Below are 13,834 nucleotides of genomic sequence, written 5' to 3'. Positions count from 1 at the left end.
GGCTCCGTGCCTGGCTGACCAGGGCTCTTCGCCCGAGGACCGAAGGTGCCGGCCCGCGCGGGGCCGGCACCGGCCCGTCTCCGCTCCCCGGTTTCGTCACATCCCGGTCCTGAATCGGGCTTACATGCCTAACCTTGCATGTGTCCGGCATCGTCTTCGGTCGAGGAAGAGAGCTCAAGGGTGGTCACGCTTCAGTTCCGGCCCCGCCTGCTGGCTGCGCTCCCCTTCATCGCCATGGGCATCGTCGTCCTCGTCGACGTCGTAGCGGGCCCCTCGATCGGTTTCCTTCCGATGATGGCGCTGGGGCCCGCGTTCGCCGGGCTCATCGGGAACGTACGGCGCAGCGTCGTGATCGGATGCCTCGCGCTGGCGCTGTCGCTGATGCTCAGCATCTTCAACTCGCAGGTGGACGACCGACGCGGCTACACGACGCTGATCTCCGTCGCTGGCGTCGCCGTCGCCGGTGTCGCGGCCACGGCGATGCGCAAGCGGCGCGAGGCCGAACTGGCCAGCGTGCGCTCGATCGCGGAGGCCGCGCAGCGGGTGCTGCTGCGTCCGGTGCCGCGCGGCGCCGGGCAGCTGCGCGCCGCCGTCTCGTACACCTCGGCGATGGCCGACGCCCGCATCGGCGGCGACCTGTACGAGATGGTGACGTCGCCGACGGGGGTCCGGGTCATCGTCGGCGACGTGCAGGGCAAGGGACTTGAGGCCGTCGAGACCGCGGCCGTCGTGGTGGGCGCCTTCCGGGAGGCCGCGTACGACGAGCCCGACCTGATGGCCGTCGGAAAGCGCCTGGAGAGAGCGCTCGCCAGACATCTGCTCGGCGAGAAGTTCGTGACCGCGGTCCTCGCCGAGGTGCGCGAACGGGACGGTGCCACGCTGCTCAACTTCGGGCACCCGGCGCCGCTGATGATCCGCCCCGACGGCTCGGTGCACTACGCCGAACCTCCCGAACGCGCCCTGCCGCTCGGGCTCGACTTCGAGGACGCCCCCGCGCCCCAGCCGCACGTGGTGGAGTTCGTCCCCGGCGACCAGATCCTCTTCTACACGGACGGCGTGAGCGAGGCGCGCGACCGCGCCAACCGCTTCTACCCGCTCCACGAGCGGGGCGACCTGCTCAAGGACCCCGATCCGGACTCGGCGCTGGCGGCCGTGCGGCACGACCTCGCCGATCACGTCGGGGCTCCGCCGCACGACGACGCGGCGATGCTGCTGCTGCGCTACCGGGAGGGGTGACGGCAGCCCGGTCCGCACGGTTCCCGCGCTCGGTCAGCCTGCCGCGAGGAGCCGGCTGCCGCCGCCCTGCGCCGCCCGGCCGCCGTCGCCCGTACCGCGGTCGGCGTGCTGCCACTTGAGGGTCTTGTCGAAGGTGACGACGGCTCCCCCGCGGCCCGGCCGGTTCCGTACGCGCACGTGGTCCGCGATCGACTCGATCAGGAACATGCCCCGCCCGTGCTCGGCGTCCACGGAGACGCTGCGCGGAAGTGCCGCGGTACGGAAGCCGGGACCGGAGTCGGAGACCTCGATGCGGCACTGGTCGCCGTCGAGGTACGCGGTCACGCAGTAGGCGTCCGAGTGTTCGCCCCGCCCGTGCTCGACGGCGTTCGCACACGCCTCGGAGAGCGCGAGGGACAGTTCGTAGGAGATCTCGGTGTCCACCCCGGCGCTGTCCATGGCATCGAGAAGCAGCCGCCGGGCGAGCGGCACGCTGGCAGCTTCGCGCCTCAGTCGGAGACACCACCACATGCTCATGCTCAACCCTCCACAGGCCGAGGCTCGACGGTCGGCCCCGAAGGGCCACCCCGGCCATGGGCATACGTATTGCCGGTTGGGCGGGCGGTACGCACCCGTGTCTGCTCTTCCCGTCCAATCGGAGGAAGCACGGCCGCCCGGCTGAGCGGCCGCCGAGCGCCGGCGCATAGACGGCGCGGACGACGAGTGCACATGATTCCGGGCGTTTCGACCCCTCGCCGATGCGGATAGAGCGGCGGTGAGATGATGACGCCGCAATGACTGCCGGGGCGGATCTCAGACTCGTGCGGGCCGCGGTGTTCACCGCGGTCTGCGTGACGTTGTCCGCTGCGGGTCACTCGCTGACGGGCGGGCAGCACATGCCGCTGTGGTCGCTCGGCGTCGGCTTCGCCGTCGTCTTCGCGGTCGCGGCGCCGCTCGCGGGACGGGAGCGTTCGCTTCCCGGGATAGCCGCGCTGCTCGCCGCCGGTCAGATCGCGCTGCACACACTCTTCGCATGCGGACGGCCCGTCGTCGCCGGAACCGCCGTCTCCGGCGGGGGCGGTGGCGGAGGCCACGCGCACGGCACCGAAGTGCGCAGCCTGGCGGCAGAGCTGCTGTGCGACGAGCAGGCCGCGCGCGGGATGAGCGAGTCGCGGGCGCGCCAGGTCGTCTCCGATGCCGGGCTCGACGCCCGTGAACTCGGCGGCCACGGGGGGCACGGCGGGCATGCGGGGCATGCTCACGCCGGGCATATGGACCACGCGGCGCACGCCGGGCCTGGCGGTCCGCTCGGGCACGCCGGGCACGAGGCGGCCGGAAGCGCCGCGTCCGCCGCCGACACCCCGCTCGAGTGCCTGCGCTCCGCGGCCCACGCCGCCCTCAGCCTCTTCGACGGCCCGATGCTGCTGGGCCACATCGCCGCCGCCCTCGTACTCGGCTGGTTCCTGCACCGCGGGGAGGCCGCGCTGTGGCGGCTCGTACGGCTCTCGGCGCGGTCGGCGCGCACCGCCGTCCGTCATGTGCGGGCCTCGCTCGGCGAAGCGCTGGCGTGCGTACGGGCGCTGCGCCACGGTCTGGTCCCCGAGCCGCCGAAGCGCACGCGCCCCCGTGACGCACGCGAGCACGGGACGGCCCGCTCCGTACTGCTGCACCACTCCGTGAACAGGCGCGGTCCGCCGCGCGGGCCGCGGCAGAAGAGCTTCGCACTCGCGGCCTGACGCACGGCGCCCGACGACGGAACGACGGCGTGCGCCCTCGCCGCGCACGAGTGTGCCTCCCGGGCCCGCACCGCCATGTCCTCCCGGCGTTCTCGGCAGTACGGCGGTACGTGCGGTACGTGCGGTACGGCGGTACTGCCGTACGAGCGCGGTCCCGCGCCGCGCGGTGCCGTAACTCGCGCCGCCCGCACGCCCGTTCCTCCGCGCCACGTGAACGGGCCGGGCTCGCGGCGTTCCGGGGAGCACGCCGTCATGTGCTGTCACGACCCTCGTGTTCCGTCCTGTCATCAGGAGCGATCACCATGCAGAACACCACGCGCCGCCGTGTGACCACCGTCGGCGCCATCGCAGCCACATCCGTACTGCTGTGCGCGGGGCCCGCCTTCGCGCACGTGAGCGTCGACCCGGAGACCGCGGCTGCCGGCGACTACAGCGTCGTCAACTTCAAGGTCCCCAACGAGCGCGACGACGCCTCCACGACCAAGCTCGAGGTCAGCCTGCCGAAGGAGCATCCGCTCGCGTCCGTGATGCCGCAGCCGGTGCCCGGCTGGGACGTCAAGGTCACCAAGTCCAAGCTGGACAAGCCGATCGAGATGCACGGCGAGAAGATCACCGAGGCCGTCAGCAAGATCACTTGGAGTGGCGGCGAGGTGAAGAAGGGCGAGTTCCAGCAGTTCCCGGTCTCCATGGGCGAGATGCCCGAGGGCACCGACCAGCTCGTCTTCAAGGCGCTCCAGACGTACGACGACGACGAGGTCGTGCGCTGGATCGAAGAACCCAAGGAGGGACAGCCCGAACCGGAGAACCCGGCTCCGGTGCTCAAGCTCACGACGGCGACCGGAGAGGGCTCCGACGCCAAGGGCGGCGCCGGCGAGCCCGAGAACGCCTCCGCGCAGAGCGGCGCCTCGGACAAGGCGGCGGACGGCGCGAGCGCGACGGACAACACGGCGCGCGTGCTCGGCGTCGTGGGCATCCTCGCGGGAGCGGCCGGGGTCGCCTTCGGTGTGCTCGCCGGGCGCCGCCGGAACTCCAGCTCCTAGACCGACCGGGCGGGTCGCCCGTACCGCCGTACCCGCGTGGTACGGGCGCCCCGCCCAACGGCCGGACCGGCCCGTCCGGTTCGCCGTCGTACGGACAGTCCGCGCCGTTCGCGCGCCGCCCCCACGGCGGGGCGCCGACCGTACGGCAGCGACACTGCCAGGCAGAGACGACTCAGAAAGCAAGAAGGCCAGTGCTCTATGCGTAAGACCACGACTCTCAGCGCCGCCGCGCTCGCCGCGGCGGGCCTCCTCGCCCTGACGGGATGCGGAGGCTCCGGCGGCGACAGCGCCTCGGACGGCGGCGGCAACAAGGCCGTCGCCTCGGTGGAGCCGCAGAAGAAGGGCGGAGCGGTGCTCGACGAGCCCTTCGACAAGCCCGACCTGACGCTCACCGACACCCACGGCAAGGAGTACGACCTCATCGAGGAGACGAAGGGCAAGCCGGTGCTGCTGTACTTCGGCTACACCCACTGCCCGGACATCTGCCCGCTGACGATGAGCAACATCGCGGTGGCCAAGTCCAAGCTGCCCGCGGAGCAGAAGAAGAAGCTGCGGGTCGTCTTCGTCACGTCCGACCCCAAGCGCGACAAGCCGAAGGAGCTGGGCAGCTGGCTGCGCGGCCAGGATCCGTCCTTCGTCGGGCTGACCGGTGACTTCGACACCATCCAGGCGGGGGCGCGCACCGTCGGCGTGAGCATCGAGCCGTCGTACAAGAAAAAGAACGGCGACGTCGTCTCCACGCACGGCGCGCAGCTGCTCGCCTTCTCGCCGAAGGACGACAAGGCCCACGTGCTCTACACGGAGGGCAACACCACTCCGGAGATCCTCGAGAAGGAACTCCCCGCGATCATCAAGGGGGAGAACCCGTGACGCGTGCTTTCCGAGGGCGCCGTCTCGCCGCGCTCGCGACGTCGGCGGTGGGGCTGCTCGTGCTCGGCGCGTGCGGGTCCGGACCGGGTTCGGACTCCGGCTCCGGTCCGGGTTCCGGGTCGGACGGGGGCGGCTCCAAGCCGAAGCTGGCCGTCAGCGGCGCCTACATGCCCGAGCCGGTCTCGGACGACATGGCCGGCGGCTTCCTCACCGTGAAGAACACCGGCGGCACGGCCGACAGGCTCACCTCGGTCGAGAGCCCCGCCTTCGGCGAGGCGCAGCTGCACAAGACCTCCGGGCAGCAGATGCAGCACGTGAAGTCGCTGCCGGTGCCCGCGGGCGGAACGCTGCGGCTGGGCCGGGGCGGAAACCACATCATGTTCATGAAAGCGGAGCGGAAACCGCTGAAGGGCGAGAAGGTGCGGGTGACGCTCCACTTCGGCAAGTCCGGCGACATCACGGTGTCGATGCCGGTCGAGGCGACGAACTACGTACCGAAGAAATGAGGGACTGACTCGTGCCGCTCACCACCAGGGGTCCCCGTCGCGGTGCCCGTCCGCGCCGGCGCCCGCTGCCACTTGCGCGTCCGCTTGTGCTTCCGCATGCGTGGGCCGCCGGGCGCCGCGGCACGGCCGCCGCGCCGTTCCTCGCGCTGCTGGGCACGGCGCTGTGCGCGCTGTTCCTGGTGATCGGCCTCGCCGCGCCCGCCTCGGCGCACGCCGTGCAGACCGACAGCAGCCCGGCGGAGGGCAGGGTGGTGCGCAGCGCGCCCAAGCAGGTCACCGTGACCTTCTCCGAGGGCGTGTCCATGTCCGACGGTTCGATACGGGTGCTCGGGCCGGACGGCAAGCGGCTCGACACCGACAAGGTCCGCGAGGTCCCGGACAAGGCGAACACCCGCGCCGTCGGCATCAAGTCCGATGCGCCGGACGGGACGTACACCGTGGCGTGGAAGGCCGTCTCGGACGACAGCCACCCCGTCTCGGGTGCGTTCACCTTCTCCGTCGGACACACGTCGCAGACGACGGCGAACATCGCGGACGAGAGCCAGGGGACGGGCGGCGGCCCGGTCGGCGCGCTGTACCAGGTGAGCCGTTACGCGGCCTATGCGGGCTTCGTCCTGCTGGTGGGCGGCGGCGCCTTCGTCCTGACGTGCAGGCCGCACGAGGGTGCGGTGCGCCGTCTTCAGCGGCTCGTGGTCACAGGCTGGCTGACGCTCACGGCCGCCACCCTGCTGATGCTGCTGCTGCGCAACGCGTATACGGGGACGGGCCAGTTGAGCGAGGTCTTCGACCTCGGGGGGCTCAGGGACGCGCTCGGTTCGAAACCGGGAGCCGCGCTCGCCGCGCGGCTGCTGCTCCTGGGCACGGCGGCGGTGATCATCTCGGTGCTCTTCGGCTCGTACGGGAAGCGCGACGAGGAGCCGGAGACGGAAACGGAAGAGGAGACGGAAGAGGCGAGCCAGACGGCTCAGGAAGCGGACGCCGAGGACACCGCGGACACGGTGGGCGCCCGGGAGGAGGTGGACGCCCGGGAGGAGAAAGAGACCCCCGGACGCGACGTCACGCTGGGGCTGGCGCTCGGCGGCAGCGTCGTCGCGATCGGGCTGGCGGCGACCTGGGCGATCTCGGAGCACGCGTCCACGGGCGTGCAGCCGCAGGTGGCGATGCCCGTCGACGTGGTCCATCTGCTGGCGGTGGCGGCATGGCTGGGCGGGCTGGCCTCTCTGCTGACGGTGCTCCACTGGGGACCGCCGCCCGCCCGCGACGTCGTCCGCCGCTTCTCGCAGGTGGCCTTCGGCAGCGTGCTGGTGCTGGTGGCGACGGGGCTGTACCAGTCGTGGCGCCAGCTCGGCTCGTTCTCCGCGCTCACCGGTACGTCGTACGGGCGGCTGCTGCTCGCGAAGGTGGGTCTCGTCGTCATCCTCGTCGGCATCGCCTCGGTCTCGCGGCAGTGGACGAGGCGGCTCGGCGCGGCCCGTACGGACGGCACGACCGCGGAAGAGGCCGAGACGGACCGGAGCCCCCGCGAAAGCGAGGCCGAGGCCCGGGGGGCCGACACGGACGCCGCGGTACGTACGGAGGCGACGGCGGCCGTCGGAGCCTCGGCGGGCCGCACCACGGCCACCGCGACCGCGACGACGGACGCCGGGACGGCGACGGAAAGCGAGACCGGAGACGAGACCGGGTCCAAGTCCCGTGCTGGGGCGTCCGGTTCGGGCCCGGACAGCACAGGCGACGGCGGCCCCGCCAGCAACGGAAAGGCGACCGCGGGCACGGCACGAGCGGCCCAACTCGCCCGTCAGCGCGCCGCCGTCGCCCGCGAACGCCGCCGCAAGGCCCGCGAGGCCGATCCCGAGCGTGCGGGCCTGCGCCGCTCCGTACTCGCCGAGGCCTCCGTCGCCGCCGTGCTGCTCATCGTGGCGACCGTCCTGACCGGCACCGAGCCCGGCCGTACGGAAGAGCTCACCGCGGCGGGAGGCGACGGGAGCGCGGGCACCGGGCAGGTTCGCGAGGGCCTCACGATCAAGCAGAAGATCCCGTTCGACACGGGCGGCCCGAACGGCAAGGGCACCGCGACGCTGTGGATCACACCCGGCCAGGCGGGCGGCAACTCGCTGCGGGTCATGACCACGGGCCCGGACGGCAAGCAGCTGCCAACCGAAGAGGTGAAAGCGTCGATGACCCTGCCCGATCAGGACCTCGGCCCGTTCTCCGTCGACTTCGAGAGGATCAACAACGCGAAGGGGCGCTGGCGTTCGGAGACCGTGCAGCTGCCGGTACCGGGACGGTGGAAGGCCTCCGTCACCATCCGTACCTCGGACATCGACCAGGTCACCGAGAGCAAGACGGTGGTGCTCGACTGAGGCCGCGGCGGGCCGGGCGCCGTCGGCCGCGTCCCCTGATGGGCCATTCATCTGAATACCGTGACGTTCTGGGAGATATAGCTGAACACCAGAACCTCAACCGCGAACAGCAGACCGCGAACAGCAGCAGGAACAACGTCAGGAACAGCACCACGACGTACGAGCGCGAGCCCCCGCCCATGCCGGACCACGCCAGGAAGCAGAGATGACTCAGCACGACCACGAACCTCAGGGCGTCTCACGCCGCCGACTCGTCAGCACCGTCGGAGCGGCGGGCGCGACCGGCCTGGCCGTTGGCGCGACGGGCGGCGCGGTCGCGCAGGCCGCGGCCCGGGCCGACAGCAAGGCCCCCACCCCGCTCACGTCCGTCGGTTCGACGCGCGTGTCCTTCTACGGCAAGCACCAGGCCGGCATCGTCACGCCGTTGCAGGCCTTCGGCCATCTGCTCGCCTTCGACCTCGTCTCCGGCGCCCGCCGCAAGCAGGCCGCCGCTCTGCTGAAGCGCTGGTCGAGGACGGCGCGCGAACTCATGGCGAACGAGCCGACCGCCGACCCCACCGGCGTGGCACTGGACGCCGGGCCCTGCTCGCTGACCGTCACCTTCGGCTTCGGCCGCTCCTTCTTCTCCCGTACGGGACTGGAGAAGCAGCGCCCCCGCGAACTCGCGCCGCTCCCCGAGTTCTCCGGCGACGCCCTCGACAAGGACCGCTCCAACGGCGACCTGTGGGTGCAGATCGGATGCGACGACGGGCTCGTCGCCTTCGACGCACTCCGCGAGATCCAGCGTCAGGCCGCCGGCACGGCACGGCTGCGCTGGCAGATGAACGGCTTCACCCGCACCCCGGGCGCCACCCGACGCCCCATGACGGTGCGCAACCTCATGGGACAGATCGACGGCACCAACAACCCCAAGCCCTCCGAACCGGACTTCGACGGGCGGATCTTCGTGCCCTCTTCGTCGTCTCCGGCGTGGATGGCGGACGGCTCGTACGCCGTCGTGCGCCGCATCCGGATGCTGCTGGACGACTGGGACAAGCAGTCCCCGAAGCAGCAGGAGAAGGTCATCGGCCGCCGCAAGTCGGACGGCGCCCCGCTGAGCGGCGGCAGCGAGGACACCGACCCCGACCTCGACAAGCGGGGTTCGGACGGCTCCCCCGTGATCGCTGCCGACGCCCATGTGCGCGTCACCGCTCCCTCGACGAACGGGGGAGCCGCGATGCTGCGTCGGCCCTACTCGTACCACGACGGTTTCCGCGACGACGGCGCACCGGACGCCGGGCTGCTCTTCATCGCCTGGCAGGCCGATCCGCTGCGCGGCTTCGTGCCGGTGCAGCGGAAGCTCGACCGGGGCGACGCGCTCTCGCGCTTCATCCGGCACGAGGCCAGCGGCCTGTTCGCGGTGCCCGGCGGACCGTCGAAGGGCGAGTACGTGGGGCAGCGGCTGCTGGAGGGATGACCGGCGGGCGGCCGGTGACCCGCCTTTGACCGCAGCGCGCCGGGACGGCCTGTCCAGGGTTGCCGTCCCGGCGCGTTGCTCTGTCTCCGGGGCGTCCGGAGTCTCCGGGGCGTCCCGGGATCTCCAGGGCGTCCGCCGGGACGCTCAGTCCGCGGCGCCCACGCGGGCCGGATCCCAGTCTCGTCCCAGCCAGGCCGCCAGCCGTCCGTAGTCGTCCGTACCCTCGGGTGCGCTCAACACCGGCCCGAACGGGACGCCTTCGCCACGCTCCTCCGGCACGGCCCGGTGCGCGACGCCCAGCGCGAACGTGGCCAGCCCGGGGTCGAGCAGGTCCTCGCGGCCGAGCGCCTGCGCCAGGTCCCAGGAGTGGGTGACCACCTCCATCACGCTGCCCGCCAGCGCGAAGCGGCCCGGCATCGTGCCCCACGGCACCGTGACGGGCTCGTCGAGTTTCGCGTCGTCGGCCCAGGCCGCCGCGAAGCGCTCGCGTGCCTGCGCGTACGGCTTACTCCAGCCCTCCTCCGGCACACCGGAGATCCCCGAGTCGACCTTCGCTCCGGGGTCGACGTCGCCGGGGCCGCCGCCCTCGCCGACCTGGGCGATGCGCAGCGTGCCGCCGACGACATGGCTGATGAGACCGCCGACGTCGAATCCGTCGCAGGGGGTGGGGTGGTCGAGCTGGTGGGTCCGTACCTCGGCGAAGAGCGACGCCATCTGCTCGGAGGCGCGTTCATAGAGGGGACGCGGGTCCGTCGAGGGGCCGGGGACACCGGCTGCGGCGTCGGCTGCGGACGTTTGGGCGTTCATGGCGAGCAGCTCCGTTCGAGAGTCGGAAATCGGAAGTCGAGAGTCGGGAGTCGGGGGTTGGAAATCGGGCGTCGGGCGTCGGGCGTCGGCCCGTCGGAGACTCTGTCGCCGTTTCCTGACACCTGCCGTCAGGTTTTCCGCGATGCTGGCGACCGTGAAGTCGGACCGCCTGCTCTCGATCCTCCTGCTGCTCCAGACCCGCGGCCGTGTACGAGCCGACGAGCTCGCCCGGCGCCTGGAGGTCTCCACGCGCACCATCTACCGCGACGTCGAGTCCCTCTCGACCGCGGGCGTCCCCGTCTACGCCGAGCGCGGGCGGCACGGCGGCATCTCGCTGCTCGCCGGATTCCGCACCGACGTCACGGGGCTCACCTCGGACGAGGCACGCGCGCTGTTCGTGCTGGCCGCGCAGGGCGCACACTCCGCCCTCGGCCTGGACGGCGCGCTCGGCTCGGCGCTGCGCAAGGTGATGGCCGCCCTGCCCGCTCCGCACCGGCCGGCCGCCGAACTCACCAGCCGCCGCATCCTCGTCGACCCCGACCGCTGGCTGTCGGGGCGGCAGCCCTCCGTCGACCTCGACGTCCTCAACACGGCGGTCTTCACGGACCGGCGGCTGCGCATCCGCTACCGGCACGGCGGCGAGCACACCGTGCACACCTACACCGTCGACCCGTACGGGCTGGTGGCGAAGGCCGGCACCTGGTATCTCGTGGCGGACCGGCGCGGCCGGGCGCGGCTGTTCCGTGCGGACCGCATCCTGGACGCCGTCCTGACGGACGCGCCCGTGCAGCGCAGGCACGGCGTCGAGCTGGCCGATGCGTGGGAGGCGTTGCGCCGCCAGGTGGAGGAGCGCCCCGCGACCGTACGGGTCAGGGCGCGGGTGCGCCGCCGGAACCTGGAGAGGTTCCGCCGGATAGTCGGCCCGTTCGTACGGGACCGGCCGGACGGACCGGAGCAGGCGGACGGACCGGAGCGGGCTCGCTCAACGGACGGGCAGCGCCCCGAGGATCACGCCGGGCCGGACGACGACACCGCGCCGGAACCGGATCCCGATGCGTGGGTTCCCGTCGATCTCGCGTACCCGGTGCTCCAAGCCGCCCGCCAGCTCCTCCAGTTCGGCGCGGACGTCGAGGTCCTCGAACCGGCGGCGGTGCGAACGGAGTTGGCGCGCGCCGCCGCCTCGGTCACCGCCCTCTACGGCGACGCCGCGCGCTAGACCGGCCCCCACAGCCTGTGGACAACTCCGCGAACTACGTGGTCAGACCGGGTCAGTTCGGTCAGCTCCATCAGGACGCCTGGGGCTCGAAGCGTCACGCGGCGAGCAGGCGCTCCAGCACCACGGCGACGCCGTCGTCCTCGTTGGACCCGGTGATCTCGTCGGCCACCGCGAGGAGTTCGGGATGCGCGCCGGCCATCGCGACGCCGTGGGCCGCCCAGCCGAACATGGCGACGTCGTTGGGCATGTCGCCGAACGCGATGGTCTCCCGCGCCGATACGCCCAGCCGCCGCGCGGCGATCGCCAGCCCCTTCGCCTTGCTCAGCCCGAGCGGCAGCAACTCCACCAGGTCCTCCCCGGCCATCGTGATGCCCACCAGGTCGCCCGCCACGTCGCGGGCGGCCTTGGCCAACTCGTCGTCGCCGAGCCGGGGATGCTGGAGGTAGAGCTTGTTCAGCGGCGCGGCGAACAGCTCCTCCACGTCCGAACAGTGCACCGCGGGCAGCCCCTTGCCCTGCTCCCGGTAGCCGGGGCCGACGAGCACGCGGCCGTCGAGGCCGTCCTGCGAGGCGGCCACCAGCAGCGGACCGCCCGTCTCCGCCTCGATCTTGGCGAGGGCGAGCCGGGCCAGCCGCCGGTCCAGCGTCACCGACGTCAGCATGCGCTCCGCGCCCGCGTCGTAGACCTGCGCGCCCTGCCCGCACACGGCCAGCCCGGTGTGGCCCAGGTCGGCCAGGATGTCCTTCGTCCACGGCACGGCTCGCCCCGTCACCACGATGTGCGCCACTCCGCGCTCGGACGCGGCGGCCAGCGCCGCCCGCGTACGCGGGGAGACGGTCGCGTCGTCGCGCAGCAGAGTGCCGTCGAGGTCGGTCGCGATCAGCCGGTACGGGAACGAGCCGTCGCCGCCCGTGCCGTGGGGCTCGCGGATCACGCCGGTCGGGCCGGTCACTCGCTCACCGGCTCCAGCAGCTCGCGCCCGCCCAGATACGGACGCAGCAGCTCCGGCACCCGGACCGAGCCGTCCGCCTGCTGGTGGTTCTCCAGCAGCGCGACGATCGTGCGGGGCACGGCGCACAGCGTGCCGTTGAGCGTGGCCAGCGGCCGCACCTGCTTGCCCTCCCGCATCCGGATCGACAGCCTCCGCGACTGGAACTCGGTGCAGTCCGAAGTCGACGTCACCTCGCGGTACTTGCCCTGTGTCGGGATCCACGCCTCGCAGTCGTACTTGCGGGCGGCGGAGGAGCCCAGATCGCCCGTGGCGACGTCGATCACCTGGAAGGGCAGGCCGAGGCCGGTGAGCCACTGCTTCTCCCACTCCAGCAGGCGCAGATGCTCCGCCTCGGACTCCTCGGGAGCGACGTACGAGAACATCTCGACCTTGTCGAACTGGTGCACCCGGAAGATCCCGCGGGTGTCCTTCCCGTACGAACCGGCCTCCCGGCGGAAGCAGGGCGAGAACGCCGCGTACCGCAGCGGCAGCCGGGACGCGTCGATGATCTCGTCCATGTGGTAGCCGGCGAGGGGGACTTCGGAGGTGCCGACGAGGTAGAGGTCGTCCTGAGCCAGGTGGTAGACGTCCTGCGCGGCCTGGCCGAGGAAGCCCGTACCGTCCATGGCCTGCGGCTTGACCAGCGCCGGGGTCAGCATGGGCGTGAAGCCCGCCTCGGTGGCCTGTGCGATCGCCGCGTTGACCAGGGCGAGTTCGAGCAGGGCGCCGACGCCGGTGAGGTAGTAGAAGCGCGACCCGGAGACCTTCGCGCCGCGCTCGACGTCGATCGCGCCGAGCCGCTGCCCGAGTTCGAGGTGGTCCTTCGGCTCGAAGCCCTCGGCCGCGAAGTCACGGGGCGAGCCGATCGTCTCGCGGACGGTGAAGTCCTCCTCGCCGCCGACCGGCACGTCGGGGTGCACGACGTTCCCGAGCAGGCGCAGCAGACGCTGGGCCTCCTCCGCGGCCTCGTTCTGCTCGGCGTCGGCGGCCTTCACCGCAGCGGAGAGTTCGCCCGCCTTCTTCAGCAGCTCGGCCTTCTCGTCGCCCTCGGCCTTGGGGATCTGCTTGCCGAGCTGCTTCTGCTCGGAGCGCAGTTCGTCGAAGCTGACGCCGGACGACCTTCGCCGTTCGTCGGCGGAGAGCAGGGCGTCGACGATGCCGACGTCCTCTCCACGGGCGCGCTGGGATTCGCGGACACGGTCGGGGTCGTCGCGGAGCAGTCGGAGGTCAATCACCCCGTCAGGGTACCGGTGGGATCACGAGGGCTCGACCGAGTACCGGGCCGTGGCGGGGCGGTCCGGCCGGGACGGCCGGAGCCGGGAAGTCCGTGAAGATCGCGTCGTTTCAAGGGACTTGGGCGGTAATGCGGTGGTTCGCCGCGTCGCCGCGAGCGGGGCGCGGCGGGCCGGCGGACGCGCTCCCACCAGCCATGTCGCAATGTCCGGCGGGCAGTTGAGGCCGAACCGGAGGGCGAGTGTCCACGGACTTATCCACAGCTCCCTCCACGCGCCGCAATCTTTTCCACAGGGTCTGACGTGAGGCTGTGGATAGCGGAAAGCGGGGTTCCTCCGAATCTCCTCCCGGCTCGGAAATCCCGGCGCAAACCTGTAATAAGCACTCATTCGAGCGGGGTTGAC

General features: G+C 72.0%; 12 protein-coding genes. 8 read left to right on the top strand and 4 right to left on the bottom strand.

What is annotated here, in order from left to right; all coding sequences use genetic code 11:
- The first annotated feature begins 234 nt into the window (after positions 1-234).
- Complete coding sequence (locus QQM67_RS23580; RefSeq protein ID WP_314176219.1) at positions 235-1,236, top strand: PP2C family protein-serine/threonine phosphatase; 1,002 nt, start codon at positions 235-237, stop codon at positions 1,234-1,236.
- Positions 1,237-1,269: 33 nt separating this feature from the next.
- Here the strand turns inward: QQM67_RS23580 and QQM67_RS23575 are convergent, their stop codons facing one another.
- The gene (locus tag QQM67_RS23575; RefSeq protein ID WP_314176149.1) at positions 1,270-1,752 is read right to left on the bottom strand and encodes an ATP-binding protein; all 483 of its coding nucleotides are present in this window, start codon (positions 1,750-1,752) and stop codon (positions 1,270-1,272) included.
- 314 nt (positions 1,753-2,066) lie between these two features.
- On the opposite strand from QQM67_RS23575, the gene QQM67_RS23570 reads away from it, so the two are divergent.
- From QQM67_RS23570 to efeB, 6 genes are all read left to right on the top strand, one after another.
- Positions 2,067-2,951 carry a hypothetical protein gene (locus tag QQM67_RS23570; RefSeq protein ID WP_314176147.1) on the top strand — a complete coding sequence of 295 codons (885 nt, stop codon included), beginning with the start codon at positions 2,067-2,069 and terminating at the stop codon, positions 2,949-2,951.
- Between the two features lie 302 nt (positions 2,952-3,253).
- Positions 3,254-3,991: a YcnI family copper-binding membrane protein gene (locus QQM67_RS23565; protein ID WP_314176145.1), complete on the top strand. Its 738-nt coding sequence runs from the start codon at positions 3,254-3,256 to the stop codon at positions 3,989-3,991.
- A gap of 198 nt (positions 3,992-4,189) precedes the next feature.
- Complete coding sequence (locus QQM67_RS23560; RefSeq protein ID WP_314176143.1) at positions 4,190-4,861, top strand: SCO family protein; 672 nt, start codon at positions 4,190-4,192, stop codon at positions 4,859-4,861.
- Positions 4,858-5,367 carry a copper chaperone PCu(A)C gene (locus tag QQM67_RS23555; protein WP_314176141.1) on the top strand — a complete coding sequence of 170 codons (510 nt, stop codon included), beginning with the start codon at positions 4,858-4,860 and terminating at the stop codon, positions 5,365-5,367. The genes QQM67_RS23560 and QQM67_RS23555 overlap by 4 nt, the downstream gene beginning before the upstream one ends.
- Before the next feature lie 86 nt (positions 5,368-5,453).
- A complete protein-coding gene (locus QQM67_RS23550) occupies positions 5,454-7,727 on the top strand; it encodes a copper resistance CopC/CopD family protein (RefSeq protein ID WP_314176139.1) in 2,274 nt (757 codons plus the stop codon).
- 205 nt (positions 7,728-7,932) lie between these two features.
- Complete coding sequence (gene efeB, locus QQM67_RS23545) at positions 7,933-9,183, top strand: iron uptake transporter deferrochelatase/peroxidase subunit (protein ID WP_314176138.1); 1,251 nt, start codon at positions 7,933-7,935, stop codon at positions 9,181-9,183.
- A 144-nt stretch (positions 9,184-9,327) separates the two neighbouring features.
- On the opposite strand, the gene QQM67_RS23540 is transcribed toward efeB, so the two are convergent.
- The gene (locus QQM67_RS23540) at positions 9,328-9,990 is read right to left on the bottom strand and encodes a TIGR03086 family metal-binding protein (protein WP_314176136.1); all 663 of its coding nucleotides are present in this window, start codon (positions 9,988-9,990) and stop codon (positions 9,328-9,330) included.
- A gap of 154 nt (positions 9,991-10,144) precedes the next feature.
- Between QQM67_RS23540 and QQM67_RS23535 the strand changes: the two genes are divergently transcribed.
- Positions 10,145-11,206, top strand: a complete 1,062-nt coding sequence (locus tag QQM67_RS23535) for a helix-turn-helix transcriptional regulator (protein ID WP_314176217.1) — start codon at positions 10,145-10,147, stop codon at positions 11,204-11,206.
- 94 nt (positions 11,207-11,300) lie between these two features.
- Here the strand turns inward: QQM67_RS23535 and QQM67_RS23530 are convergent, their stop codons facing one another.
- Together QQM67_RS23530 and serS are read right to left on the bottom strand one after the other, a co-directional pair.
- Positions 11,301-12,158 (bottom strand): HAD family hydrolase, encoded by an 858-nt coding sequence (locus QQM67_RS23530; protein WP_314176134.1) that lies wholly within the window; start codon positions 12,156-12,158, stop codon positions 11,301-11,303.
- The gene (gene serS, locus QQM67_RS23525; protein WP_314176132.1) at positions 12,155-13,432 is read right to left on the bottom strand and encodes a serine--tRNA ligase; all 1,278 of its coding nucleotides are present in this window, start codon (positions 13,430-13,432) and stop codon (positions 12,155-12,157) included. The genes QQM67_RS23530 and serS overlap by 4 nt, the downstream gene beginning before the upstream one ends.
- Between the last annotated feature and the right edge of the window lie 402 nt (positions 13,433-13,834).

This window comes from Streptomyces winkii, assembly GCF_032248595.1.
GTDB classification, from domain to species: Bacteria; Actinomycetota; Actinomycetes; order Streptomycetales; family Streptomycetaceae; genus Streptomyces; species Streptomyces winkii.
Note: the sequence above shows the minus strand (reverse complement) of the source record. Positions and strands in the feature narration are given on the sequence as shown.